The organism is uncultured Xanthomarina sp. (assembly GCF_963971605.1).
GTDB lineage: Bacteria > Bacteroidota > Bacteroidia > Flavobacteriales > Flavobacteriaceae > Xanthomarina > Xanthomarina gelatinilytica.
Map to the genome: position 1 here is coordinate 1 of NZ_CAXATZ010000036.1, position 25476 is coordinate 25476.

The window sequence follows — 25476 nt, forward strand, 5'->3', positions numbered from 1 at the left end:
ATCATCAGCTATACTTGCCATATCAGGGTTTTGAGACAATACCTCAATAACACCTTCTCTAAATGTTTTTATTTGATTTAAAAACTCTTGTCCTTCTGGCTTTAATTTATCTCCTTTAAAGAAGTTATTGTCTAAATAATCACCTTTGTCCATTACCTCATAATCTTGAGGGTCATCAACAGTAGCAGTCATTTTTCCTTTTAATTCTTCCAAATAACTATTAAAATTGTTAGCTAACGTACTAATTTGGTCAGCTTGTGCTTTTAATGGTTGGTATTTTGCTGGTTGTTCAGAAACTTTTTCTGCCAAACCTTGCATAAACGCTTCGTTTCTTTCAGTAGCTGCTTGATTGGATTCGGTTAATTTTTCATTCATTAATCCAAATGCCGATAGCACCTCTTTTGACATATTAAGTGCTAGCATTGCTATAAACACCAAATACATCAAGTTAATCATTTTCTGCCTTGCAGATAATTTTCCTCCTGCCATTTCTAATTAGTTTTGTTGTTAATTGTTAAAATTTAGTTTAGGTACTAATTAGTTTCTATTCATTGCAGATAACATACCACCATAAACACCATTTAATGATGAAAGGTTAGATGCCAAAGATTGCATTTGCTCTTTTAATTTGGTAGCGTTTTCAACAGCTTCTTCGTTAATTGCAGCTTGACGGTTTACACTATCCAACTGTACTTTGTAAAGACTGTTTAAAGATTCCATTTGCGCAGCAGCTAAAGATAATTCTTCACCATATTTTTTAGTAGCAGCAATAGAATCTACAGTTGGGCTTATTCCTTTTGCAGCTCCTTCAAAGTTTTTGATGCTATCTCCCAAGCTTGCCATTAATTCTGCATCAATTTTAGCTTCTTTCAATAAGTTATCCAGTTTTTTGGAAAGTAATCCTTCTGCATCTTTTGGTTGCTCTTTTTTACTTGTAGAAGCTCCTCCAGCTAATTCAGGATATACTAAAGACCAGTCTAAATCGTCATCTACAGGCTCGAATGCAGAAATAGCAAATACAATTGCTTCTGTTACAAGACCTAAAGTTAACATAACGTTACCTGTTAATGGACCTATTTCGAAGTGGATAATTTTGAAAAGCGCTCCAATAATTACAATGGATGCTCCAAATCCGTAAGACATAGTCATAAATTTCTTAAATGCTCTTGATTGTGCCATAATTTTAGTTTTTTAGTTAAGTTTAAGTTGTTGTACTTAAAGTAGATTAATATTAATTTATTTTGGTTATTTACTTTTTATTAGTTGGTTGCGTTTTTGGTCACTTCGGTTCCCATATAATCTTGTACTGTTCTAAAGCCAATGTAACTTCTTGCAGAATCTGCATATTCGTAATCTCTTGAACTTACTTGTAAATAGTATTTTACGTCTTTCCAAGAACCACCACGAACTACTTTACGATAGTTATTCACATCATTAACACTTGGGTTGATGGTTGAAACATATTCGTAAGAAGAAGGATCATAAGATGCATTAACCCATTCCGAAACGTTTCCTGCCATGTTGTAAAGGTTGAAGTCGTTAGGCTCGTAAGATTTTGCTTCTACAGTATATAAGGCTTGATCTGCAGCATAATCTCCTCTTAATGGCTTAAAGTTGGCCATAAAGCAGCCTCTATCGTTTTTAGTGTATGGTCCACCCCAAGGGTAGGTTGCTGCTTGCAGACCTCCTCTTGCAGCATATTCCCATTCTGCTTCCGATGGCAATCTATAAGAGTTTACAAAATGTTGTTTTCTTTCTTTTCTGTAAGCATTGTGGTATAGGGTTCTCCATTGACAAAATGCTTTGGCTTGAGTCCATGACACACCAACAACAGGATAATCTCCATAAGCATCGTGCCAGAAATAATCGTTGTGCATTGGCTCGTTATAAGAGTACGCAAAATCCCTAATCCAAGTAGTTGTATCTGGATAAATTTCAACCTCTTCCTTAACAATCACATCTTTTCTTTTTAAAGATCTGTTTTTGGCTGCTTTTTCTATGTCCATGTAAGAATATTGAAACTTGAATTTGGTCACATCCCAAGTTCTTTGCCCATTGTAAGATTCCTCAATAGGAATATACATGGTATCCATAACCTCTGCATAGTATTCATCTGGATAATCTGCTGTGTCAAAAATCAAATCAATGTCATGATTTAATTTTCTTCCTTCATAACCCGTTGGGCCTAAACCACTGTAGTTATCGTACATGTACTTTTCGTAAACAGTCATGTTATCTGGATCTGAATCTTTAAAAGCATATTCCCCAATCCCTCCATTTCCAGGAGTTTCACCAATTTCATCAGCAAGAATTGCCAATTTGGTTCTAATTGTAGAATCTCTTACCCAGTTTACAAATTGACGATATTCGCTATTTGTAATTTCTGTTGCGTCCATGTAAAAAGACCTAACAGTAACTGTTTTTGAAGGTGCATCGTTAATGCCAGCAAGATCATCGTCTGCCTTACCCATAATGAAAGCTCCTCCAGGTACTAACTCCATACCATAGGGCTTTTCTGGATGCCACTTCTTTCCTTTAACACCTACTAATTGACCCCTGTCTCCAGAGCCACAACTGACAAGTAATGCTAAAACTGCGGTTAATAAAATAAACTTCTTCATATCCATAGAAAACTCGAGGTTAATAATTTAATTTTGTGTCTTAAAATTTTTAAGAGCGTAAACATATCTATATATTTTTAAAAAAACAACTTTTTTTTAAAAAAAATTACGCTTCATCGTGAAAAATGTGCGTTTTACCGATGAAATACGCGTTAATTAACATATTCATTATATACAGTTCTTTTGAAAGGCTTTGTACCATCTTTCAGGAAGCTTGTTATTACAAGCATCTAAATAATCTTGGTGCATGCAAGGTAATAACGTGTGTCTTTTTAATTTATTATTTATTTCCGATAAAAAAGGAATTTCAATCCACCAACGTTGTGTTTTAGTACTTTTATAAAACACCAATTCTTGATCTTCTACCAAGGTAATGAATTTCTGGTAGCTTTCGTCATTTAAAAAGTCGTCGTCCTTGACACGGAAATTGACACCTTCTATAAAGTACCAGATCATTTGTGCCACCAACATGGAAGTAACTGTATCGTCTCTTGAAGGTTTGTATTCATAAATACCAATGGAAGATACTTTGTTGCTTATTCCTGCGTATCTGGAAATAGCACAAATTTCCTTGCCATCCAATCCGTTTGGAGATGTTTTTTGCCTATCACTCACTTCCGATGCTTTTACCGAATTTAAATCGATACTTACAATGTTGGCATCTCGCAACACTGGCTCTACCAATGTAATGTCTTTTGATACCTGACCCAATCTGTAAGATTCAAAATACAGTTTATCCATTAAGTCTATTTCTTCCTGTGAGTTGAAATAGGTTTGATAGCCTATAGTAGCGTAATTAAACAGATTGTAAGGCTTGTCTAAAATTATTTTTCCAACAAAACTATCGTTTTTAATAGGTTTGGCAGAATCACCCAAATCGAACTTGGAGTCCACGTTCACAATATTGACCATTGGAGCCAAGGCATCGTAAGCGCGATAATTGGCATAGGTTAAATCTTGACTTCCTCCAATAACAATTGGGATAATGTTTTTTTGTACCAGGATGTTTATGGTGGTCTTTAACGCAAAGTAGGTATCCTCTACCGTTTCCCCTTTATTGATATCCCCTAAATCGGCAATTGTTTTGTGCCAGTTTCCAGGGAATAACGAATACAGTGATTTTCTAATCTCATCCAAGCTAAACTCTTCACCTATATAATTAACATCGTTTCTGTTTTCCAAAACGCCCACGATTGCCAAATGCACCTGATCCAATTCTGGAATACCATGTTGTTTGGAATGAATTTTAATTTTTTTCCCTAAAGTTTGTTGAGACAATAACTCGTTATGAGCAAGTACCAAATCGGAAACAGGAGAGAGAAAATTAAAATTCATATGGTGACTCTAATAGCTTTTATGTTAAATTATTTCTTTTTGGAAGCAGCTTTCTTTTTGGTTGCTTTCTTTTTTGTGGTTTTTTTCTTAGGCGCTTTTTCTGCTATTAAGGCTTTAGCTTCTTCTAAAGTCATGTCCGACACATCCACGGTTTTTGGGAGTTCAATTTTGGTTTTACCTTGAATAACGTTGTGCCTTCCCCATCGTGCTTTTTCAACACGAATGCCTTCTTCTTCCCAATGGTGAATTAATTTGTCTTTTTCCTTTTGGATTTTATCTTCTATCAATTCAACAATATCGCTATCAGAAAGGTTGTCCCAATCGTATTTTTTATTCACGTTTATGAACATGTTGTTCCATTTTATAAATGGTCCAAAACGGCCTTTTCCTTTTTGAACAGGCAAGCCTTGGTAGGTGTAAATTGGCGCATCTGCCTTTTGTTTTTCTTTAATTAAAACAATGGCATCATCCAGTTCCACACTTAAAGGGTCTACTCCTGCCGGTAAAGATACAAAGCTATCACCATGTTTTACATAGGGTCCAAAACGACCATTGTTAACCTCTACGTCTTTTCCTTGATAAGTACCCAATTGTTTAGGAAGCTTGAACAAATCCATGGCTTCTTCAAAGGTAATGGTATTAAGCTGTTGGTCTGGAGAGAGGCTGGCAAATTGAGGTTTTTCTTCTTCTTCGGCCGTACCAATTTGCACCATAGGTCCAAATTTGCCCAAACGTACACTTACTTGACGTCCTGTTTTAGGATCTGTTCCAAGAACTCTTTCGCCAGATTCCCTTTCGGCATTCTCTTGCACATCTTCTACTTTGGGATGAAAATCTTTATAAAAATCTTTCATCATCTTGGTCCAGTCTACCTTTCCTTCAGCAATATCATCAAAATCCTCTTCCACTTTTGCTGTAAAATTATAATCCAGGATATGTTCGAAGTGATTGACCAAAAAGTCTGTTACTATCATCCCAATATCAGTTGGCACCAGTTTTCCTTTATCGGAACCAACTTTTTCTGTTAACACCTTATCTTTTACTTGTCCGTTTTTTAAGGTTAGCTGCGAATAGTTGCGTTCTACACCTTCCACAGTTCCTTTTTCAACATAATTCCTGTTTTGAATGGTAGAAATGGTTGGCGCATAGGTTGAAGGACGTCCAATACCCAATTCTTCCAATTGTTTTACCAAAGAAGCTTCTGTATATCTATATGGAGCACGCGTATAACGTTCTGTAGCTGTAATGTAGTTGTTAAGAAGAGCTTCGTTTGTCTTCATGGCTGGCAACATGCCTTCTTGTTCAGAATCTTCGTCGTCTGTACCTTCCAGGTAAACTTTCAAGAACCCTTCAAAGGTAATAACCTCGCCATTGGCAGTAAATATATCGTTATGTGTTGAAGCGCTAATCTTTACATTGGTGCGTTCCAATTCGGCATCGCTCATTTGTGAAGCAATGGCACGTTTCCAGATCAAATCGTACAATCTGGCTTGGTCTCTATCAATATCAACGGAATGTACCGAAAAATCGGTAGGTCTAATAGCCTCGTGTGCTTCTTGTGCGCCTTTGGTTTTTCCTTTATAATTGCGAGGTTTGCTAAATTTGGAACCATACGCAGATTCTATTTCGGCTTGGGCTCCTTTTCTTGCATCATCAGACAGGTTGACACTATCTGTTCTCATGTAGGTTATTAAACCAGCTTCGTACAAACGTTGTGCTAAGGTCATGGTTTTACTTACCGAAAAATACAACTTTCTGGAGGCTTCCTGTTGTAAGGTGGAGGTTGTAAAAGGGGCTGCAGGCGATTTTTTTGCCGGCTTTTTCTCTAACTCTGCAACCTTAAATTGAGCTGTGGCATTTTTTTCCAAAAAGGCTTGAGCCTCGTCTTTGGTTGAAAAATTCTTGGGCAGTTTGGCTTTAAAAGCTTGTCCTGCTTCGTTGGAAAATTCGGCGTCTATTCGGTAAGATGCTTCTGGTTTGAAATTTTGAATTTCGCGTTCGCGTTCAACAATCAATCTTACTGAAACGGATTGTACACGTCCAGCAGACAAGCCTCCTTTTACTTTTCTCCAAAGCACTGGAGACAATTCGTATCCTACAATTCTATCCAATACACGACGCGCTTGCTGTGCATCTACCAAATCGTAATCAATCCCTCTTGGGTTTTCTATGGCTTTTTGTATGGCCGATTTTGTAATTTCATGAAAAACAATACGCTTGGTTTTGTTTTTATCCAAATTTAAAGATTCTGCCAAATGCCAAGCAATGGCTTCCCCTTCGCGATCCTCATCACTTGCCAACCAAACCATTTCGGCTTTTTGGGCTAAGTCCTTAAGTTTCTTAACAACTGCTTTTTTATCTTTGGAAACCTCGTATTTTGGTTTAAAATCTCCATCTACATCTACTCCTAATTCTTTTGAAGGCAAATCTGCAATATGACCAAAACTAGATTCCACCTTGAAATCTTTTCCAAGGAATTTCTCTATGGTTTTGGCCTTTGCAGGTGACTCAACAATTACTAAATTCTTCGCCATTTTTGATTTTTTAAGGCTACAAATGTATGTGAAAAAAAATATATCTACCTAATGAATCAAATATTCGGAAACATTTTATCGATATTTTTTTGCTTTTATCCTAAGCAAACTGGCTTATTTGGCCATTAAAAAATAAGTTGCTACCATATTATATGTCATTGGGATTTTGAAAACCTACAGACTCTTTGTATACAAAGTAAGCTGGAATATAGGAAAAAGATGCCGTTACAAAAATACCCACAAAACACATGAGCAACCCAACCAATTCAGCTAAAATGGCAGAAATAACAATCAACCCAAAAGTAATAAGCCACTTTTTGTTCCCTAACCTAAAGCCTGCCTTAATGATATCTGAAGCAGATAAGTCTGGATTAAATGCAAAAATGACATTTATTAAAGTAATGGGCACCATGACATATATAATAGGTAAAAAACACAATAAAGTTGCCAGAAGCGACATGCCAAAAATCATTAAAGAAAGAACAATCACTTTCCCCAAGTAGGGTTTCTTTAAATAATAAAAATAATCGTCGGAACCAGCTTCGTTTAAATCCTTCATTTTACAAATTCTGTAAAAGGAGGCTTTCATCCCGAAGGAAAGCACCATGGCCACTATTGAAAAAACAAAAATCATGATAAAAAAAGGGATCATTAAAATGGGGCTTATGTCATTATTATAAGAATAAGCATCCATATCCAAAAAACCCATGCCTATAAATGGTAAATACATCACTAAATAAAAAGGGATTAAAATTACCATCATTAAAAGCATCATTATGAGTCCTTGAGCCCAGACTTTTTTAAACAACTCAATACTGTTGCTAAATATATCTCCAAAATCCAATGTCTTGGATCTGTCAATTTTTTCCAATAAAATGTTCAGTGCTTTCATATGTCAATTGGTTAGGTTTTAAAAATTTGTTTTGGTTTGGTTTTCAATAGTTACCATGTTTTTGCCATTCTGAAAACCTACCACTTCCTTATAGATTAAAAAAGCAGGCAAATAAACTATGGACATGGTAAAAAGCACACCAATCCCACAAGCTATGATGCCCAACATGCCAATAATTCCAGCAACGAACATAGTAATAAAAGCAATAAACCACTTTTTATTTCCTAGTTTAAAGCTAAGTTTAACGATATCCAGTTCGCCCATTTCTGGATGATTTGCCAATACAACCGAAAAAAAGGAAAGTGGAATATACACATAAATATAAGGTACAATAAACATAAGCTGTGCTAAAACAGCTATAGCTGTGTAAATAATTCCCAACATGAGCACTTTAGAAAAATAAGCTTTTTTAAAGAAATAAAAATAGTCGGCTTCCTTGTTTTCTCCTTCTATATCCTGTCTACATATTCTGTAAAAAGCCCCTAAAAAAGCCAATATACAAGTACTTAACAAAATGGTTTGTGGAATCCCATAAATTACACTAGTAACATATGATTGGTAAAAAACCTCAAAATTTAACATTTGCTGAGCAGTAACATTTTCAGGCGCCAATCCTATCATGGTAAAAACAAAAATAATTCCTAAAGCCACAGCCATAATCAATAAAATGGTTATGAATCCTTTTAACCATATTTTTTTGAACAATTCAAAAACGTCATTTATGAGGTTGCCAAAATCTATTGGTTTGGCATTTTTAATTTTATCTTCAACTTCCAAGTAGGTCATTTCCGTTATTTTTAGTTAGCACCTAAAAGTAATTAAATTTTACAATTAGAAACAGAAATTTTAACACACTGTCACTTTGTCACTTTGATTAAAATAATTGTATCTTTGCAGTTGCTTCATTTTTACAGGCATGAATATTGACTTAAAATAGTGTTTATTTTAAATATGGAAAAGATTATAGACGAAAGCAAACAAGGCGAAAGCTTGGTTTTAGAAAATAAAGAACAAAACACACGCAAACTTTACATAGAAAGTTATGGCTGTGCCATGAATTTTAGCGATAGTGAAATTGTGGCTTCCATTCTTTCCAATCAAGGTTATAATACCACACAAAAACTGGAAGATGCCGATTTGGTCTTGGTAAACACTTGTTCCATTCGCGATAAAGCAGAACAAACCGTTAGAAAAAGACTTGAAAAATACAATGCCGTAAAACGTATTAACCCTGGAATGAAAGTGGGTGTTTTGGGCTGTATGGCAGAACGCTTAAAAAGCAAATTTCTGGAAGAAGAAAAAATAGTGGATTTGGTGGTAGGCCCAGATGCCTATAAAGATTTACCCAACCTGCTCGCTGAAGTAGAAGATGGAAGGGATGCCATAAATGTTATTCTTTCCAAAGAAGAAACCTATGGAGACATTTCTCCTGTACGTTTAAACAGCAATGGTGTTACAGCCTTTGTATCCATAACCCGTGGCTGCGATAACATGTGCACCTTTTGCGTGGTGCCTTTTACACGTGGCAGGGAAAGAAGCCGTGACCCACAAAGCATATTAGAAGAAATAAACGATTTATGGGCCAGAGGGTTTAAGGAAATTACGCTTTTAGGACAAAACGTAGACAGCTATCTTTGGTATGGTGGAGGCTTGAAAAAAGATTTTGATAAAGCAAGCGACATCCAAAAAGCAACAGCAGTCAATTTTGCCAATTTGTTGGATATGTGTGCCAAAGCACAACCACATATGCGCATTCGTTTCTCAACTTCTAATCCACAGGATTTAACCCTGGACGTTATTGAAACCATGGCAAAACACCACAACATCTGCAAACACATTCACTTACCAGTACAAAGTGGCAGCAACCGAATTTTAAAGGCCATGAACCGTTTACATACTCGTGAGGAATATTTTCAATTAATAGACAACATAAAGCGCCTTATTCCAGACTGTGCCATCAGTCATGATTTAATAGCTGGCTTTCCTACAGAAACTGAACAAGACCATCAAGACACCTTAAGTTTAATGGACTATGTAAAATACAATTTCGGGTATATGTTTACCTATTCAGAAAGACCTGGAACCTTGGCTGAGCGCAAAATGGAAGACGATGTGCCTGAAGAAGTAAAAAAACGCCGTTTGGCAGAAATAGTTCAGTTACAACGTGAGCATAGTGAAATTAGAACAAAACAATATTTAAATACAGTTGTAGAAGTACTTATTGAAAAAGAATCTAAAAAATCCAATAAAGAATGGTCTGGAAGAACCTCCCAAAATAGTGTAGCTGTTTTTCCAAAAGCCCAATATAACATTGGCGATTTAGTAAAAGTAAAAATAACCGATTGCACAAGCGCAACTCTTATTGGGGAAGCCATCGGACTTTCGGACAATCAATAAACATAGGGTTGCATTTAGCCGTAACCTTGTTCAAACCTCATAATTGCATGTCTATCTATAGATAGCTGCTCGAGAAAAGAAGACTAAACATTAACATTAAAACTAAGATTCCTGCTTTCGCAGGAAATTAATATGGAATCCATTCAAGCAACAAAACAACGATTTGGAATAATTGGCAACGATGCCAAACTTAATCGTGCCATAGAAAAAGCCATACAAGTAGCACCTACAGATATCTCTGTTTTGGTTACAGGGGAATCTGGTGTTGGTAAAGAAAGTATTCCAAAAATCATTCATCAATTATCACATAGAAAACACGGCAAATATATTGCAGTTAATTGTGGAGCCATTCCAGAGGGCACCATAGACAGCGAACTTTTTGGCCATGAAAAAGGCGCATTTACAGGAGCCACCCAAACACGATCTGGATATTTTGAAGTCGCTGATGGAGGCACCATTTTTCTTGATGAAGTTGGCGAACTCCCTCTTACAACTCAAGTGCGTTTATTACGTGTCCTGGAAAATGGCGAATTTATTAAAGTAGGTTCCAGCCAAGTTCAAAAAACCAATGTGCGTATAGTGGCAGCTACAAATGTGAACATGTTTGATGCCATTAAAAAAGAAAAGTTCCGTGAGGATTTGTATTATAGATTAAGCACTGTAGAAATCCATCTGCCTCCACTTAGGGACAGAAAAGACGACATCCATTTGTTGTTCAGGAAATTTGCAAGCGACTTTGCCTTGAAGTATAAAATGCCAACCATTAAATTAACAGACGAAGCCGTAGTGGTCTTGTTAAAATACCGATGGAGTGGAAACATTAGACAATTGCGAAATGTAGCCGAACAAATTTCTGTTTTAGAACAAAACAGAACCATTAGTGCTGCAACGCTTCAAGGCTATTTGCCTAACGAAGGGAGTAATTTACCAGCCATTATAAACACCTCAAAAGCCGAAAGCGATTTTAGTAACGAACGGGAAATATTGTACAAAGTCCTGTTCGATATGAAAAGTGATTTGAACGACTTAAAGAAATTAACCATGGAACTTATGAAAAGTGGTAATGCAAAAGATGTTCAAAAACAGAATGAAGGCCTGATTCAAAAAATATATGGCGAGGAAGAAGATGCCACCATTGAAGATCTGGAAGTGCTGTCCATTGCTGAAAAATCCCCAGAGAATTTTGAACCTGCCCCAGAATCTCAGGATAAATATCATTTTGCTGAAGAGATTGAAGAAGAGGAAACCCTATCTTTACATGATAAAGAACTGGAACTCATTAAAAAATCCTTGGAACGCCATGATGGCAAACGCAAATTGGCAGCTGCAGAACTAGGGATAAGCGAACGTACCTTATACAGAAAAATCAAGCAATATGACCTGTAAGAACGTTGTTTGTTTATAAAAACTGTCACACCAAGTACAACTATCCACCCACACAAAAACAAAAGTGGAATCAAAGTGCAATTGAAATTAAATGTTACAATGAAATTATTTAAAATAACCCTTTTAGTCTTAATCTCCCTTACAATCTTGGGTTGTGGCGCATATTCGTTTACAGGAGCCTCCATTCCTGCCAGTACCAAAACCTTTCAGGTCAATTATTTTCAAAATAATGCCATTTTGGTGGAACCAGGACTGGACAGACAGTTTACCCTTGCCTTGCAAGACTTATTGTTAAACCAGACCAATCTGGAACTGGTAACTTCCAATGGCGATTTGGTTTACGAAGGTGAAATAACCGAATACCGAATCTCACCAACTACTGCTCAAGCAGATAATACAGCCGCACAAAACAAGTTAACCATTTCTGTAAATGTGCGCTTTTACAACAAGAAAAATGAAGAGGACAACATGGAACAACGCTTTTCCTTTTTCTATGATTATGCAGGCGATGCCAACCTTGTTGGTGCGCAAAAAGTTACAGCCATTGAAGAAATTTTTGAAAGGCTTACACAAGATATTTTTAATGCAACCCTAGCAAAGTGGTAACCAGATGAAACAAAAAGATTTTATAGAAATCCTTCAAAGCCCAAAAAGCATAACAGCCGAAAACACTTTGGCTTTACAAGCCATTACAGAAGAGTTTCCATATTTTCAATCTGCTAGAGCCTTATACCTTAAAGGATTAAAAAACAAAGAAAGCTTTAAATACAACCAAGAATTAAAAACAACAGCAGCCTACACCTCAGATAGAAGCATTTTATTCGATTTTATAACTTCGGAAGAATTTCTTCAAAATGAAATTTCGCAGTTCATAAAACAAAACACAGCACATTTAAAAGACATTCCTGTAGAAGTTGAAGATATTTCGGTAAACAAAAGTGTTTCAATAGACGATACCTTAAAACAACAAATAAAAGACACAACAGGGGTTTTGGATCCTGATTTGTTTCAACCAAAAAAAGAACATGCTAATTTTAAATTGCAAGAAAGCAAAGAAACGGCAAACGTTACACAACAGGAAACTCCAGCCAAAACAGCATCGCCAGACACCATATTGCAATTGGGGAAACCTTTACAGTTTGACCAGTCTGAAACCCATTCCTTTAACGAATGGTTGAAACTGACTCGCTTTAAACCCATTGAAAGATCAAATACTGAAGACATAGAAGCAGAAAAAACAACAACAAATCCCAATAAAAGTCAAAACACTAGAGATAAAAAATTCGATTTAATAGATAAGTTCATCTCTAAAAACCCTAGGCTAAAACCACAGCAATACACCAGCAATAACGCCAATCTTGCCGAAGAACAGATGATTCAACCCGAATCCCTGATGACCGAAACTTTAGCTAGAATTTATCTGGAGCAAAAAAACTACAAAAAAGCAATTCAATCTTACAACATTTTAAGTTTGAAATATCCAGAAAAAAGTGGTTTCTTTGCAGACCAAATTAAAGCAATTAAAAAATTACAAGAACAAAACAATAAATAACAATGAGTACGTTTACAATATTTTTAGCACTAATTGTAGTTGTAGCCTTTTTACTAGTAGTGGTTATCATGGTGCAAAACCCTAAAGGTGGTGGATTATCTTCTTCTTTTGGAGGTGGTGGCACACAACAACTTGGTGGTGTAAAAAAGACAACCGACTTTTTAGACAAAAGTACTTGGACCTTGGCTACCTTAATGTTAGCATTGATCTTACTTTCCAATGTAGCCATAAACAGAGGTTCGGGAACAGTAGACTCTAAAGCTTTGGACACGGAAGCAACCACACAACCTGTTGTTCCAGCAACACCAGCTGCTCCTGCTCCTACAAACAATGCTGAAACTGAACCAGCTTCAGAATAACATCATTGTTTCAAACAAAAAACATGAAAATGCCAGCTGTTTAAGTTGGCATTTTTTTTTAAATGAAAATTTGTCAGTCTGCTTCTATTGGCACATTTTTAGCATAACGCTAAAGCGTTAACATTAACTTTAAAAAATATAAATATGAGTTTAAACATTAAACCTTTAGCAGATCGCGTTCTTATTGAACCTGTAGCAGCTGAAACAAAAACTGCTTCCGGAATTATCATTCCTGATAATGCCAAAGAAAAACCTCAACAAGGCAAAGTTATGGCTATTGGTAAAGGCACGAAAGATGAACCAATGACCGTTAAAGTTGGAGATACCGTTCTTTACGGAAAATACTCTGGAACCGAACTTAAACTTGAAGGTAAAGATTACCTAATGATGCGCGAAAGCGACATTTTAGCAATTATTTAATTGCAAATTCCAAAAACAAAAAAACAAATTCCAATGACCTCACATTGAATTACAGAAAATCCTTTTTGGGAGTTTGTATTTAAATTTTGAGGTTAAAAATTTTAATTAAAATTTTTTATTATGGCAAAAGACATAAAATTTGATATAGAAGCACGCGACGGTTTAAAACGTGGTGTGGACGCATTGGCAAATGCAGTAAAAGTAACCTTAGGACCAAAAGGTAGAAACGTTATTATTAGCAAAAGTTTTGGCGCTCCTCAAGTTACCAAAGATGGAGTAACTGTTGCTAAAGAAGTGGAGTTGGATAACGAGCTTGAAAACATGGGAGCTCAAATGGTTAAAGAAGTAGCTTCCAAAACCAACGATTTGGCTGGAGATGGAACCACTACTGCAACCGTATTAGCACAAGCCATTGTAAAAGAAGGTTTGAAAAACGTGGCCGCTGGAGCCAATCCCATGGATCTAAAACGTGGTATTGACAAAGCTGTTGAAGCTATTACAAAAGACCTGGAAAAACAAGCAAAACAAGTTGGCAATTCATCTGAAAAGATAAAACAGGTTGCATCTATTTCTGCAAACAACGACGATACAATTGGAGATTTAATAGCCAAAGCTTTCGATAAAGTTGGCAAGGAAGGTGTGATTACCGTTGAAGAAGCCAAAGGAACAGACACATATGTAGATGTGGTTGAGGGAATGCAATTTGATAGAGGATATCTTTCCCCTTACTTTGTGACTGATGCTGATAAAATGATTGCCGATTTGGAAAATCCGTACATTTTATTGTTCGACAAAAAGATTTCCAATTTACAGGAGATTCTTCCAATCTTGGAACCAGTTGCACAATCTGGCCGTCCACTATTGATTATTGCTGAAGATGTGGAAGGCCAAGCCTTAGCTACTTTAGTGGTCAACAAATTACGTGGTGGATTAAAAATTGCAGCTGTAAAAGCTCCTGGATTTGGAGACAGACGTAAAGCCATGTTAGAAGACATCGCTATCTTAACAGGTGGTGTGGTTATTTCAGAAGAAAGAGGATTTTCTCTTGAAAATGCCGATTTAAGCATGCTTGGTACTGCTGAAACCATTACCATTGACAAAGACAATACAACCATTGTTAACGGCTCTGGAAAAGCTGCAGATATCAAAGCAAGAGTCAACCAAATTAAAACACAAATTGAAACCACTACAAGCGATTACGATAAAGAAAAGCTTCAAGAACGTTTAGCTAAATTAGCTGGAGGAGTTGCCGTACTTTATGTTGGCGCTGCCAGCGAGGTGGAAATGAAAGAGAAAAAAGACAGAGTGGATGACGCTTTACATGCAACCAGAGCAGCCGTAGAAGAAGGTATTGTTGCTGGTGGAGGTGTTGCTTTGGTAAGGGCTAAAACTGTTTTGGAAAAGATTACCACTGAGAATTTAGACGAGGTAACAGGTATCCAAATTGTAGCAAGAGCTATAGAAGCTCCTTTAAGAACCATTGTTTCCAATGCTGGTGGTGAAGGAAGTGTGGTTGTTGCCAAAGTGATGGAAGGCAAAGGCGCTTTTGGTTACGATGCCAAATCTGAAGCCTATGTAGACATGCTGAAAGCTGGAATCATCGATCCTAAAAAGGTAACGCGTATTGCACTGGAAAATGCAGCTTCTGTTGCTGGAATGATTTTAACTACAGAATGTGCCTTAATTGATATTAAAGAAGATGCTCCTGCTATGCCTCCAATGGGTGGAGGTGGCATGCCTGGCATGATGTAATTGAGAATCTCGACACTCAATTTATAATAATAAAAAACGCCTCAAAAAATTGAGGCGTTTTTTAATGATTACTTTTACTAACTTAATTAATAGAGAGAGTCTCCCACAAAAGATTTATCATATCTGTTCCTTCATTATCACTATCTCCTCCTAAATTCATAGTCATAATTAAAATACCTTCATCTTTAATTCCTAAAGCCGAAATCTCATAAATTTCAAACTCTCCTTTATATTCCAAATCGGCTTTTAAAATTGAAATCTCATCACCAGATTTTAAAGTTCTTGAGTAATCCTTTCTCTCAATAGCATAACCATAACTTACACTTTCTTTGGTGACTTCGTTTAACATAAGCTCCTGCAACATAGTTGGATTAAACGAATCATATTTTTGTATTATAATCCCAGATCCTGCAGCAGTCATTAGCATAATTTGCTCGATTCCTGTATCTATTTCGGTTTTTGAAACTTTATGTTTTTTGGAATATTTAAAAGTGTAAAAAGGGTCGTTATAAATTAAAGTGTCCTTTTCTTTTGCTGAAACTTGTATAGTTTTACCATCTACCTGAAAATCATAGTTTTTATCTAAGGATATTTCCTGGGTTTGGTTGTTTACTATTAAGATAAAATCGGTTTGGGAATATGTGTTTGAAATGAGTACATATACAATAACAAAAAATATTTTTTTCATGGATTTGGTTGGTTTTAAGTTTGCAATATAAAAAAAGTCCAAACAGATGTTTGGACTTTTTTTAGTTATTAATTTTCTTTATGGTCATCAACCACTGTTTCATCTCGATACTTACAACAATCGTGTACACTATTGTAGGCTTCATCTGTAGCTACAACGTTTTTAGTATCGTGGCCAACAGCAGCAATGTTGTTTTCTATGGTTTTTAAATCGGTTTTACGTTCGTCGTAAATCAAACTTAACTCATGAGTACTTACATTCCACACAGCCGATTTAACTCCTTTGGTTTTAATACAGGCTTTTTCAATGCGCTCTTTACACATGTTACACACACCATCTACTTCCATAGTGGCTCTGGCATTTTTATTTTGTGAAAAGGCTGTCATGCTAATAAGCATCACTAATAATATTCCTAGTTTTTTCATCTTAATTCATATTTAATTAATAATTATTTTATTATTTAATTTTAAATCGCAATCCTGCGTAATACATGCTTCCAAAAATGGGACCATATACAAACGTGGTATCAAAATACGAACCAAAAGGGTCGTTTGGTGCTAAAATAGCATTTTCTTGCCTAACATTGGTGATGTTTTCACCTCCAACATAAATCTCAAATTTTGGAGAAAACACTTTTGTAATTTGCGCATTCAAAGTGCCTACAGTAGGTGAATAAGCAGGTACTTGATATGCTACTGGATTAGAAACCGTTGATGGAAAACGCTGTTTACTCAACCAATTATAGGTTGCATCAAACTTCCATTTACCTCCTTTTTCCTGCGCTTTTGTTTCATAAGATGCGTTTGCAAACAAACGGTGTTGTGGTGTTAAGGGTTTTTCCAATTTTCCGGAAGTGTATTGGGTTTTTACATCGTAATGTTTATAAGCCAATCGCAAATCAAAATGGGTAAAGACATTGTAGTTAAACTCCAATTGTAAACTATTGGCATAACTTTCCCCATCTAGATTATAAAAGCTTACACCTTGTGGGTTTTCATAATCTACCACAATTTGATTTTGAAAATCGGTTCTATAAAAGTCTAAAGTAACATCTGCTTTTCTTCCAAACAAATTAAATCCTTGCAAAAAAGAGACACCATAATTCCAGGCAATTTCTGGGTCCAAACCATAAATATTCCCTCCAGAACTTAAGATGTTGATTTGTCTGGATGTTGCAAACATGCTTTGGTTTTCTGTGAAAATATTGGCACTGCGTTTCCCTCTTCCTATAGAGGCTCTAATAGCCGATTTTTCCCAAGGTGTATATCTGGCATGTAATCTTGGTGTTATAAAAACCCCAAGTAAATTATGGTTGTCTATACGCACACCAGCAGTGACATTCAATTTATCCAAATTATCGTAATTATACTCAAAAAACCCGCCAATGGATGCTTCTGTTCTTTCATAATTGGTAGTATTCACCAATTCGTTGTAATGATCGTAAGTATAGCTTAAACCCGTTTTAATTTTATGCCTGGAGTCGCTAATAATGGAGTTATACATGGCATTTGCATACAAACTATTATGGATAATGTTGTAAATATTAAGTCCGAAATACGAATCCTGCTCATGCCAACTAAAGGCACTTTGAAACCCGATGCTTTGATAAGGAATCTCTGGATTAACATAACCCAATTTTACAGCAGCTTCAAAACGTTGGGTATCTATTTCGCTCCCCCAAGCATTTGTGGTTAACTTATCGGTATCTGGATTGAAATCAAGTTCTCCAGTTTGTTTACTATCATTTAAATATTTCACATTAAAAAAACTTACCAAACCTTTTTCTGGATTGGTATACTGCCAACGGTTCATGATATTGATTTGGTTATAGATAGGCATATCCAGAAAACCATCGTCATTCACATCGTGTTTTTTATTGTGAGTGTTTCCATGAATGTACAAACCAGTGTCCCATTTTTCGGAGACATTAGTGTTTAAATGGGTGTTTAGCTCCAACCTTTCGTTACTTCCTGCATACAAGTTTACAAACAAGGAATTATCGGTTTTAGGTTTTACCAATTCGGTGTTTATTTGTCCAGCAATGCTTTCATAACCATTTACCACACTTCCTCCTCCTTTGGTAATTTGTATGCTTTCAACCCAGGTTCCTGGAATAAAACTTAAGCCATAGGCTTGAGAAGCTCCTCGAATGGAAGGAATATTTTCGGTAGTGATCAAGATGTAGGGACTGGTTAATCCCAACATTTTAATTTGTCTGGTTCCAGAAACAGCATCAGCAAAATTTACATCTATGGAAGGATTGGTCTCAAAGCTCTCAGAGAGGTTACAGCATGCTGCTTTTAAAAGCTCGTCGCTACTTACCGTCATAATATTTTGTGAAGCCAAATAAGATTTTGCAGTTGCTTGCTTCCTAGAGGTCACAACCACTTCATCCAAACTGCTTGTGGATTGTAATATATGGTGGATGTGATCTGTATTTTTAACCGTTAGTGTATCTGTTTTATATCCTACAAAACTCACCACTAGTTTTTTGTACTCTGGTTTATATGGAATGGTAAATGTTCCTTCAAAATCTGTAATGGCACCAACCGTTGTGTTTAGCCAATATACATTGGCGCCTGCAACAGGTACGTGTTTACTTTCTTCGTTCACTTCCATGATCATCCCCTTTAATTTCTCTTGTGAAAAAGAAAAAACAGGAATTAAAATCAATAATAGGGCAATTTTTATATTGATAGAACCAACAAAAGCTGCTGGATATTTTCTAATAAATAGGTTTTTCATTATTAAAATTTTGTTTGAAAAAGATTTTTATTTCATCATTTCGCAAAAGCGATAGACAGCATAAGTTCCCTTACTGTTTAACACATAAGTAAAGGGAATGTTAAAAATCTATATATCAAATCAAAAAAACCTGATCCAGTACATGTATATCTGCAACCAGATTGGGAGGAGAGTAATTTTTATGAGGAATTACCTGTTCTGGTAAACCTTCGTATAAATTAAGAAAAGAACAAATAAAAGCACTTAAGAAGAGTTGTTGTTCCAACTGCAAGTCTTCAAAGGAAGATTTCTTTAATTTATCTTGCCCTTTAACAACCTGGATTTCATCCTTACAGCAATGTTTTTTTTCAAAATTGGCAGTTGAAAAGGCTTCCAGATCCATGCCACAATTTTCTGCTTTGGTAAAAATAGCTACATCTACCAAATGATTACCACAGTAGTGTTTTTCAACTGTAAAGGACAAGGTTGAAAACAACACCAAGCAAGACAAAGTCACTGAAAAGGTTTTATGAAGAATTGCTTTTATCATCATTCTATTTCGATGCAAATTTATAAAAAAAGCATCTGAAACAAATCATTTTTTCAAAGGATTAACATTTACAATCGTTGTTTGTGGTAATAAAATGCTGGAATGAGCAACAAGGCTATCAAAGGTTGAATTAAAAAACGTCTCACATTAAAAAACAAATAATAATCTTCCTGTTTTGGGTGAATTACAAAATATAAAAACAGAGACATAAACACCACATATGCCAAAGCATAGACTAAAACCGAAAACTTAATAATGCTTAAATCCTTAAAAAGCACAAACAAAATACCAAGTGAGATAACCGTGTTCAAAACATACCTAAGTGTTGTAAATGCTGCCAGCTTAAACACTTCCTGTCTTGGAGAGTCTATATATAAATAATCGTTTTTAAAAAAAGCCAAATAGGGATCGTAAAACAATTGTTCTTCAAAAACCCTTATTAAGACCAACAAGCCAACCAATACAAAAAATGCTATGTATTTAAAACCCTTATTCATGCTTTTTGGGATTAGAAAACCTATTTACCCAAAATAACCAAAGCAAACACACCATTCCATAAATAATAGCCGGAAAAATAACCGTGTGCAAAACATCCTTTCGCCAAGGGTAGTGATACAGACCTACAGATAAAATTACCACACGTACCAAATTGGCCACATAAATCAACACGCTTCCAGCCAACAGATAAAAAAAAGTGGTTTTAAATTTTCCGGTAAATGCAATAATGAAAGATGCGAAAAGGATGATGACACTAACCGAATTACATCCTTCTATCACTCGAGCCACATATTTATTATTAATAATCAATTTCATGGAAGGCTCGTCTGGATGAGGAATTACCTGCGCTTGGTACCCAAGGGTTTCCAGTAAATCCTTACTTTGTTTGGCTACCAAATTTGTCATGTAGTCTGGATAATAAACGTCACTGGAACCATATTGCAGATACAGCTTATAAGCAAACGTCAAGACGGCATACACCAATAAAAAGGTGAAAATAAATGTAATAACAGATTTATATTTTTTTAATAAGTCTTTCAATTGAAATTTGTTGTTTCTCTCGTTAAAATTATACAAATTAAGTCTTACAAGACTAGCTTTTTAAATACTTTTGCTGAAAATTTTCTTAAAAATGACTTTTACATCACTAAAACCTCAAATAGAAACTATCATTTCTTCCGAAAAACCAGTTAACGAGCGTTTAAAAAATATTTGTGAACTTTTGGAAGCTCAGATCCCACATTACAATTGGGTAGGTTTTTACTTTAAAAATGGCGACAAAAACGAACTAAAACTGGGACCTTATGTAGGTGAACCCACAGACCACATCATCATTCCTTTTGGGAAAGGTATTTGTGGTCAAGTAGCTGTAAGCAACAAAAACTTTGTGGTTCCTGATGTTTCTGCTCAAGACAACTACATTGCTTGTAGCATCACTGTTAAAGCTGAAATTGTAATCCCTATTTTTGTAAACGGAGAAAACATAGGACAAATAGACATAGACTCCAACACACCTGATCCGTTTAGCGAGGAGGACGAACGTTTTTTGGAATTTGTTTGTGAGAAAGTGGCATCCATACTATAGTTGTTAACAACTTTTCATTTAAGTTGAAAAATCTCATGTTTTTAGCGTCCCTAACCTAGGTTTTTTTTGATTGAAATACCTACTTTTGCAGTCATAAAAAACAACTAACATTCTCCATGAGCTAATTGCTTCATCAAGAATGTCACAGACACACAACACAACTAAAATGAGCAACAACAAAACCATTAAATCGGCTTTAATTTCTGTTTTCAGTAAAGACGGATTAGAACCAATTGTAAAGCAACTACATCAACAAAATGTCACTATTTATTCCACTGGTGGCACAGAAAAATTCATTCAGGATTTAGGGATTCCAGTGGTTCCTGTAGAAGAGGTAACTTCTTATCCTTCTATACTTGGTGGCCGTGTTAAAACCTTACACCCAAAAGTGTTTGGAGGTATCTTAAACCGTCAAAACAATGACAGTGATGCTAAAGAGTTGGTCGATTTTGAAATTCCACAAATCGATTTGGTTATTGTGGATCTATATCCTTTTGAAAAAACAGTGGCCTCTGGAGCCAGCAACCAAGACATTATAGAAAAAATTGACATTGGTGGGATTTCATTAATTCGTGCTGCTGCCAAAAATTATGCAGATGTGGTATGTGTGGCTTCAGTTGAAGATTACAAAGAATTTTTGCAACTACTTCAAACCAAAAATGGCGAAACCTCTGAAGCAGACAGAAAGCGTTTTGCTGCCAAGGCTTTCAATGTTTCATCTCATTACGATTCGGCCATTTTCAATTATTTCAACAGCAATCAAGACATTGCCAGTCTAAAAATTAGCGAAACTCAAGGTCAAGTATTGCGTTATGGCGAAAATCCACATCAAAAAGGGTTTTTCTATGGAAATTTCGATGACATTTTCACCAAGCTTCATGGCAAGGAATTAAGCTATAACAACTTGTTGGATGTAGATGCAGCCGTAAATTTAATGAACGAGTTTAAAGGCGAAGCACCAACTTTTGCCATCTTAAAACACAACAATGCTTGTGGATTTGCACAAAGGGAAACTGTTTTGGAAGCATATCAAGCCGCTTTGGCAGGCGATCCTGTTTCGGCTTTTGGTGGCATATTGATCAGCAATTCCGAAATTGATTTAGCGACAGCCGAAGAGATCCATAAGTTATTTTGCGAAGTGGTTATAGCTCCTTCGTTTACTTCGGAAGCAGCAACTGTTTTAAAAGGCAAAAAGAATCGCATTTTACTGATTTTAAAAGACACCCAGTTGCCTCAAACCACGGTAAGGACCTGTTTAAATGGTGTGTTGGTTCAAGATAGGGACCACAAAACCGATACAGTTGCAGATTTATCTTATGCTACAAACAATAAACCAACCAAAAGGGAGTTAGAAGATTTGATTTTTGCATCAAAAATTTGCAAACACACCAAATCGAACACCATCGTTTTGGCAAAAAACAAACAATTATGTGCTAGTGGAACAGGGCAAACCAGTCGTGTAGACGCTTTAAATCAAGCCATACACAAAGCACAATCCTTTAATTTCGATTTAAAAGGGGCTGTGATGGCCAGTGATGCGTTTTTTCCGTTTCCAGATTGTGTGGAAATTGCAGATAATGCAGGGATTTCGGCAGTGATTCAACCAGGTGGTTCCATTAAAGACCAACTGAGCATAGATTATTGCAATGAGAACCATTTGACCATGGTCATGACAGGAACTAGACATTTTAAGCACTAAATCTTCTTGATCTTGGAAATCTTTTATAGGATTTTGGAAGTTACCAAATTAAAAATGACGTAGCTTATCGAATAATAACAATCAAAAAGACAACCGAAGATAATAATTGCATAACTTTTATTACATTTACAAGATTAGATTAACAAACCTCAAATAAACGACTGTAACGCATGGGATTTTTTGACTTCCTAACCGAAGAAATAGCAATAGATTTAGGTACTGCAAACACACTTATTATCCATAACGACAAAGTGGTTGTAGATAGTCCTTCTATAGTTGCGCGAGATAGAATTTCTGGAAAAATAATTGCTGTTGGTAAGGAAGCCAGCATGATGCAAGGAAAAACACACGAAAACATTAAAACCATTAGACCTCTTAAAGATGGGGTTATTGCCGATTTTGATGCCAGCGAGCAGATGATTAGCATGTTTATAAAAAACATTCCTGCCTTAAAAAAGAAATTTTTTACTCCAGCCTTACGTATGGTTATTTGCATTCCTTCTGGAATTACAGAAGTGGAAATGCGGGCCGTAAAAGAAAGTGCCGAGCGCGTTAATGGTAAAGAGGTTTACTTAATTCACGAACCTATGGCAGCAGCTATTGGTATTGGTGTGGACATTATGCAGCCAAAAGGAAACATGATTGTGGATATAGGTGGTGGAACCACAGAAATTGCTGTCTTGGCCTTAGGAGGTATTGTTTGTGATAAATCGGTTAAAATTGCAGGAGATGTGTTTACCAATGATATTATTTATTACATGCGCACACAGCACAACCTATATGTTGGAGAGCGTACTGCCGAAAAAATAAAAATCCAGATTGGTGCAGCAACTGAAGATTTGGAACTTCCACCAGAAGATATGAGCGTTCAAGGACGTGATTTATTAACAGGGAAACCAAAACAAGTAAACATTTCTTATAGGGAAATTGCCAAAGCCTTGGATAAATCCATTTTGCGTATTGAAGATGCTGTTATGGAAACCTTATCCCAAACTCCTCCAGAATTGGCAGCAGACATTTACAATACTGGTATTTATTTAGCTGGTGGTGGATCGATGTTAAGAGGGTTGGACAAGCGTTTGTCCCAAAAAACCGATTTGCCTGTTTACATTGCAGAAGACCCGTTACGAGCTGTTGTTCGTGGTACAGGAATAACCCTTAAAAACTTACCTAAATACAAAAGCATATTGATAAAATAGCCCTAACACATGCAGCAAATTATAAACTTCATAATAAGAAACAAATCGTTTTTGTTATACTTATTGTTGTTTTCAATTGCCATGGTGTTTACCATTCAATCGCATTCATATCATAAAAGTAAATTTATTAATTCAGCCAATTTTTTGTCTGGAGGTATTTACAATTCAGTAAACAATGTTAGTGAATATATGCACCTGAGAAAGCAAAACGAGCTTCTTCAGCAAGAAAACAATCAATTAAAGTCGCTTTTGTACAACAAAACGGATTCCATTAACAAAACTTTTGTTGATACGGTTTATTCTGGGGTTTCCTACAAGTTTTCTCCTGCAGTAGTTATAAAAAACAGCTACGCTTCCAACAACAATGTGTTATTGATCAATAGAGGAAAAAGAGATAGCATCAAACAAGATTTTGGTGTAATTTCACCAAAAGGCCTGGTAGGCATTGTGGATAATACCAGTAAAAAATATGCTACGGTTATTTCGGTTTTGAACACCAATAGCCGAATTAGTGCCAAGTTAAAAAAATCGAATCATTTTGGTTCTTTAGTATGGAATGGCAAATCGCCCTATTTGGTTCAACTTACAGAAATCCCGAAAATCGCTCCAATTACGGCTGGAGATACCATTATAACCTCTGGTAGATCTTCCATTTTCCCTAAAGACATACCTATTGGTACCATAGACAGTTACACCTTGGATGCTTCCCAAAATTACTACATCATTCATGTACGTTTGTTTAACGATATGACAAGTTTGGAACACGTGTATGTTATAGAAAATAAAGATGCCGAAGAAATAAATGCCTTAATAAACAACACCAATGAATAGTATTGTATTTACCCATACCTTTCGGTTTATTATTTTGGCATTATTGCAGGTTTTGGTACTGAGCCATATCAACTTCTTAGGTTATATAAATCCGTATTTATACATTTTGTTCATTTTATTGTATCCTTTAAAAAACAATCGGGTTATTTTTATTCTTGTCAGTTTTTTATTGGGTTTGACCATTGATACCTTTTTAGATTCTGGAGGTGTTCATGCTGCAGCATCTGTGACCATAGCATTTATTAGGCCTTTTATATTAAAGTTTTCATTTGGAGCCGTTTACGATCATCAAACCATGAAATTTGGCAATGTGGAGTTTGGATCCAAACTTACCTATATTGCCATTTTGACCTTAATTCATCATTTTATTTTATTCTCATTGGAATTTTTTAACTTTTATAAGATAATTTTAATCCTTCAAAACACGTTATTCTCCAGTATATTTACTATTATATTATGTTTATTGACAACCATTATCTTTAGCAGGAGAAATTAATGAGACAACTATTACTTTTTATTACCATTATTCTTGTAGGCGTGAGCTTTATAGCGAGATTGTTTTACCTTCAGGTTTATAATGCTGAAGAACACAGTCTCTACGATGATAATGCCATAAGAAAAGTGTACGATTACCCTAAGCGTGGCTTTGTTTACGATAGAAATGGCAAACTTTTGGTGGCCAACCAACCTTCATATGATGTGATGGTGATTCCTCGCGAGGTAAAACCCCTGGACACCTTGGAATTTTGTTCGTTACTTAAAATCGATATTGAACAATTCAAAAAAATATATAAAAAAGCTTACCATTATTCCCCTAGATTACCCTCTGTTTTTGTGCCTCAGTTGTCAAAAGAAGATTATGCAGCACTCCAAGAGAAAATGAGGAAATATGAAGGATTTTATATTCAAAAGCGTTCATTAAGAGACTACCAGGTAGACCACAGCGCAAATGTGC

24 protein-coding genes and 2 pseudogenes are annotated in these 25476 nt (G+C 35.8%); 13 read left to right on the forward strand and 13 right to left on the reverse strand.

What is annotated here, in order from left to right; genetic code table 11:
• From AACY93_RS11420 to AACY93_RS11450, 7 genes and pseudogenes are all read right to left on the reverse strand, one after another.
• Positions 1-489 (reverse strand): annotated as a pseudogene (locus tag AACY93_RS11420) (gliding motility protein GldM); the annotation flags it as partial.
• 48 nt (positions 490-537) lie between these two features.
• Positions 538-1179 carry a gliding motility protein GldL gene (gene gldL / locus AACY93_RS11425; protein ID WP_286854824.1) on the reverse strand — a complete coding sequence of 214 codons (642 nt, stop codon included), beginning with the start codon at positions 1177-1179 and terminating at the stop codon, positions 538-540.
• 80 nt (positions 1180-1259) lie between these two features.
• A complete protein-coding gene (gldK, locus tag AACY93_RS11430; RefSeq protein ID WP_051052634.1) occupies positions 1260-2621 on the reverse strand; it encodes a gliding motility lipoprotein GldK in 1362 nt (453 codons plus the stop codon).
• Positions 2622-2789: 168 nt separating this feature from the next.
• The gene (locus AACY93_RS11435) at positions 2790-3956 is read right to left on the reverse strand and encodes a formimidoylglutamase (protein WP_286854823.1); all 1167 of its coding nucleotides are present in this window, start codon (positions 3954-3956) and stop codon (positions 2790-2792) included.
• Positions 3957-3985: 29 nt separating this feature from the next.
• Positions 3986-6490, reverse strand: coding sequence for a type I DNA topoisomerase (gene topA / locus AACY93_RS11440; protein ID WP_286854821.1), 2505 nt, complete (start codon positions 6488-6490; stop codon positions 3986-3988).
• 148 nt (positions 6491-6638) lie between these two features.
• Positions 6639-7382, reverse strand: coding sequence for a hypothetical protein (locus AACY93_RS11445; RefSeq protein ID WP_286854819.1), 744 nt, complete (start codon positions 7380-7382; stop codon positions 6639-6641).
• Positions 7383-7400: 18 nt separating this feature from the next.
• Entirely contained in the window at positions 7401-8168 is a 768-nt protein-coding gene (locus tag AACY93_RS11450; RefSeq protein ID WP_286854817.1) for a hypothetical protein, read from the reverse strand.
• Positions 8169-8333: 165 nt separating this feature from the next.
• On the opposite strand from AACY93_RS11450, the gene miaB reads away from it, so the two are divergent.
• The 7 genes from miaB to groL all read left to right on the forward strand — a co-directional run bounded on the left by miaB (position 8334) and on the right by groL (position 15248).
• The gene (gene miaB / locus AACY93_RS11455) at positions 8334-9779 is read left to right on the forward strand and encodes a tRNA (N6-isopentenyl adenosine(37)-C2)-methylthiotransferase MiaB (RefSeq protein WP_286854816.1); all 1446 of its coding nucleotides are present in this window, start codon (positions 8334-8336) and stop codon (positions 9777-9779) included.
• 132 nt (positions 9780-9911) lie between these two features.
• Complete coding sequence (locus tag AACY93_RS11460; RefSeq protein ID WP_286854815.1) at positions 9912-11165, forward strand: sigma-54 dependent transcriptional regulator; 1254 nt, start codon at positions 9912-9914, stop codon at positions 11163-11165.
• Positions 11166-11264: 99 nt separating this feature from the next.
• A complete protein-coding gene (locus AACY93_RS11465) occupies positions 11265-11771 on the forward strand; it encodes an LptE family protein (protein WP_007648098.1) in 507 nt (168 codons plus the stop codon).
• Between the two features lie 4 nt (positions 11772-11775).
• Positions 11776-12717: a hypothetical protein gene (locus AACY93_RS11470; RefSeq protein ID WP_286854814.1), complete on the forward strand. Its 942-nt coding sequence runs from the start codon at positions 11776-11778 to the stop codon at positions 12715-12717.
• A gap of 2 nt (positions 12718-12719) precedes the next feature.
• Positions 12720-13076 (forward strand): preprotein translocase subunit SecG, encoded by a 357-nt coding sequence (gene secG, locus AACY93_RS11475; protein ID WP_007648094.1) that lies wholly within the window; start codon positions 12720-12722, stop codon positions 13074-13076.
• Positions 13077-13220: 144 nt separating this feature from the next.
• Entirely contained in the window at positions 13221-13496 is a 276-nt protein-coding gene (locus tag AACY93_RS11480; RefSeq protein ID WP_007648092.1) for a co-chaperone GroES, read from the forward strand.
• 120 nt (positions 13497-13616) lie between these two features.
• Positions 13617-15248, forward strand: a complete 1632-nt coding sequence (gene groL, locus AACY93_RS11485) for a chaperonin GroEL (RefSeq protein WP_007648090.1) — start codon at positions 13617-13619, stop codon at positions 15246-15248.
• 82 nt (positions 15249-15330) lie between these two features.
• Here the strand turns inward: groL and AACY93_RS11490 are convergent, their stop codons facing one another.
• The 6 genes from AACY93_RS11490 to xrtF form a co-directional block, all read right to left on the reverse strand.
• Positions 15331-15936 (reverse strand): hypothetical protein, encoded by a 606-nt coding sequence (locus AACY93_RS11490; protein WP_286854813.1) that lies wholly within the window; start codon positions 15934-15936, stop codon positions 15331-15333.
• 68 nt (positions 15937-16004) lie between these two features.
• Positions 16005-16361: a cation transporter gene (locus tag AACY93_RS11495; protein ID WP_286854812.1), complete on the reverse strand. Its 357-nt coding sequence runs from the start codon at positions 16359-16361 to the stop codon at positions 16005-16007.
• A 31-nt stretch (positions 16362-16392) separates the two neighbouring features.
• A complete protein-coding gene (locus tag AACY93_RS11500) occupies positions 16393-18681 on the reverse strand; it encodes a TonB-dependent receptor (protein ID WP_286854811.1) in 2289 nt (762 codons plus the stop codon).
• Positions 18682-18796: 115 nt separating this feature from the next.
• A complete protein-coding gene (locus tag AACY93_RS11505; protein WP_339612029.1) occupies positions 18797-19213 on the reverse strand; it encodes a hypothetical protein in 417 nt (138 codons plus the stop codon).
• A 65-nt stretch (positions 19214-19278) separates the two neighbouring features.
• Positions 19279-19707, reverse strand: coding sequence for an exosortase F system-associated protein (locus AACY93_RS11510; protein WP_007648080.1), 429 nt, complete (start codon positions 19705-19707; stop codon positions 19279-19281).
• The gene (xrtF, locus tag AACY93_RS11515) at positions 19700-20248 is read right to left on the reverse strand and encodes an exosortase family protein XrtF (RefSeq protein ID WP_286854810.1); all 549 of its coding nucleotides are present in this window, start codon (positions 20246-20248) and stop codon (positions 19700-19702) included. Before xrtF ends, AACY93_RS11510 begins: the two co-directional genes overlap by 8 nt.
• Positions 20249-20339: 91 nt before the next feature.
• Here xrtF and AACY93_RS11520 point away from each other — a divergent pair, with 91 nt between their 5' ends.
• From AACY93_RS11520 to AACY93_RS11545, 6 genes and pseudogenes are all read left to right on the forward strand, one after another.
• Positions 20340-20792 carry a GAF domain-containing protein gene (locus tag AACY93_RS11520; protein WP_286854809.1) on the forward strand — a complete coding sequence of 151 codons (453 nt, stop codon included), beginning with the start codon at positions 20340-20342 and terminating at the stop codon, positions 20790-20792.
• Positions 20793-20958: 166 nt separating this feature from the next.
• The gene (gene purH / locus AACY93_RS11525; RefSeq protein WP_287005915.1) at positions 20959-22491 is read left to right on the forward strand and encodes a bifunctional phosphoribosylaminoimidazolecarboxamide formyltransferase/IMP cyclohydrolase; all 1533 of its coding nucleotides are present in this window, start codon (positions 20959-20961) and stop codon (positions 22489-22491) included.
• Positions 22492-22661: 170 nt separating this feature from the next.
• Positions 22662-23690, forward strand: coding sequence for a rod shape-determining protein (locus tag AACY93_RS11530; protein ID WP_007648073.1), 1029 nt, complete (start codon positions 22662-22664; stop codon positions 23688-23690).
• 9 nt (positions 23691-23699) lie between these two features.
• Positions 23700-24521 (forward strand): rod shape-determining protein MreC, encoded by an 822-nt coding sequence (mreC, locus tag AACY93_RS11535; protein ID WP_286854806.1) that lies wholly within the window; start codon positions 23700-23702, stop codon positions 24519-24521.
• Complete coding sequence (mreD, locus tag AACY93_RS11540; RefSeq protein WP_007648069.1) at positions 24514-25017, forward strand: rod shape-determining protein MreD; 504 nt, start codon at positions 24514-24516, stop codon at positions 25015-25017. The genes mreC and mreD overlap by 8 nt, the downstream gene beginning before the upstream one ends.
• Positions 25017-25476, forward strand: a pseudogene (locus AACY93_RS11545) (penicillin-binding protein 2); the annotation flags it as partial. The gene mreD and the pseudogene AACY93_RS11545, both read left to right, overlap by 1 nt.

Excerpts from the sequence above, each read along its gene's own strand:
- topA (WP_286854821.1), bottom strand. The coding sequence starts at position 6,490 with ATGGCGAAGAATTTAGTAATTGTTGAGTCACCTGCAAAGGCCAAAACC.
- AACY93_RS11530 (WP_007648073.1), top strand. The coding sequence starts at position 22,662 with ATGGGATTTTTTGACTTCCTAACCGAAGAAATAGCAATAGATTTAGGT.
- AACY93_RS11445 (WP_286854819.1), bottom strand. The coding sequence starts at position 7,382 with ATGAAAGCACTGAACATTTTATTGGAAAAAATTGACAGATCCAAGACA.
- AACY93_RS11480 (WP_007648092.1), top strand. The coding sequence starts at position 13,221 with ATGAGTTTAAACATTAAACCTTTAGCAGATCGCGTTCTTATTGAACCT.
- groL (WP_007648090.1), top strand. The coding sequence starts at position 13,617 with ATGGCAAAAGACATAAAATTTGATATAGAAGCACGCGACGGTTTAAAA.
- AACY93_RS11450 (WP_286854817.1), bottom strand. The coding sequence starts at position 8,168 with ATGACCTACTTGGAAGTTGAAGATAAAATTAAAAATGCCAAACCAATA.
- secG (WP_007648094.1), top strand. The coding sequence starts at position 12,720 with ATGAGTACGTTTACAATATTTTTAGCACTAATTGTAGTTGTAGCCTTT.
- AACY93_RS11470 (WP_286854814.1), top strand. The coding sequence starts at position 11,776 with ATGAAACAAAAAGATTTTATAGAAATCCTTCAAAGCCCAAAAAGCATA.
- AACY93_RS11505 (WP_339612029.1), bottom strand. The coding sequence starts at position 19,213 with ATGATGATAAAAGCAATTCTTCATAAAACCTTTTCAGTGACTTTGTCT.
- mreD (WP_007648069.1), top strand. The coding sequence starts at position 24,514 with ATGAATAGTATTGTATTTACCCATACCTTTCGGTTTATTATTTTGGCA.
- miaB (WP_286854816.1), top strand. The coding sequence starts at position 8,334 with ATGGAAAAGATTATAGACGAAAGCAAACAAGGCGAAAGCTTGGTTTTA.
- AACY93_RS11500 (WP_286854811.1), bottom strand. The coding sequence starts at position 18,681 with ATGAAAAACCTATTTATTAGAAAATATCCAGCAGCTTTTGTTGGTTCT.
- gldK (WP_051052634.1), bottom strand. The coding sequence starts at position 2,621 with ATGAAGAAGTTTATTTTATTAACCGCAGTTTTAGCATTACTTGTCAGT.
- AACY93_RS11510 (WP_007648080.1), bottom strand. The coding sequence starts at position 19,707 with ATGAATAAGGGTTTTAAATACATAGCATTTTTTGTATTGGTTGGCTTG.
- AACY93_RS11435 (WP_286854823.1), bottom strand. The coding sequence starts at position 3,956 with ATGAATTTTAATTTTCTCTCTCCTGTTTCCGATTTGGTACTTGCTCAT.
- AACY93_RS11495 (WP_286854812.1), bottom strand. The coding sequence starts at position 16,361 with ATGAAAAAACTAGGAATATTATTAGTGATGCTTATTAGCATGACAGCC.
- AACY93_RS11520 (WP_286854809.1), top strand. The coding sequence starts at position 20,340 with ATGACTTTTACATCACTAAAACCTCAAATAGAAACTATCATTTCTTCC.
- AACY93_RS11465 (WP_007648098.1), top strand. The coding sequence starts at position 11,265 with ATGAAATTATTTAAAATAACCCTTTTAGTCTTAATCTCCCTTACAATC.
- AACY93_RS11460 (WP_286854815.1), top strand. The coding sequence starts at position 9,912 with ATGGAATCCATTCAAGCAACAAAACAACGATTTGGAATAATTGGCAAC.
- gldL (WP_286854824.1), bottom strand. The coding sequence starts at position 1,179 with ATGGCACAATCAAGAGCATTTAAGAAATTTATGACTATGTCTTACGGA.
- purH (WP_287005915.1), top strand. The coding sequence starts at position 20,959 with ATGAGCAACAACAAAACCATTAAATCGGCTTTAATTTCTGTTTTCAGT.
- AACY93_RS11490 (WP_286854813.1), bottom strand. The coding sequence starts at position 15,936 with ATGAAAAAAATATTTTTTGTTATTGTATATGTACTCATTTCAAACACA.
- mreC (WP_286854806.1), top strand. The coding sequence starts at position 23,700 with ATGCAGCAAATTATAAACTTCATAATAAGAAACAAATCGTTTTTGTTA.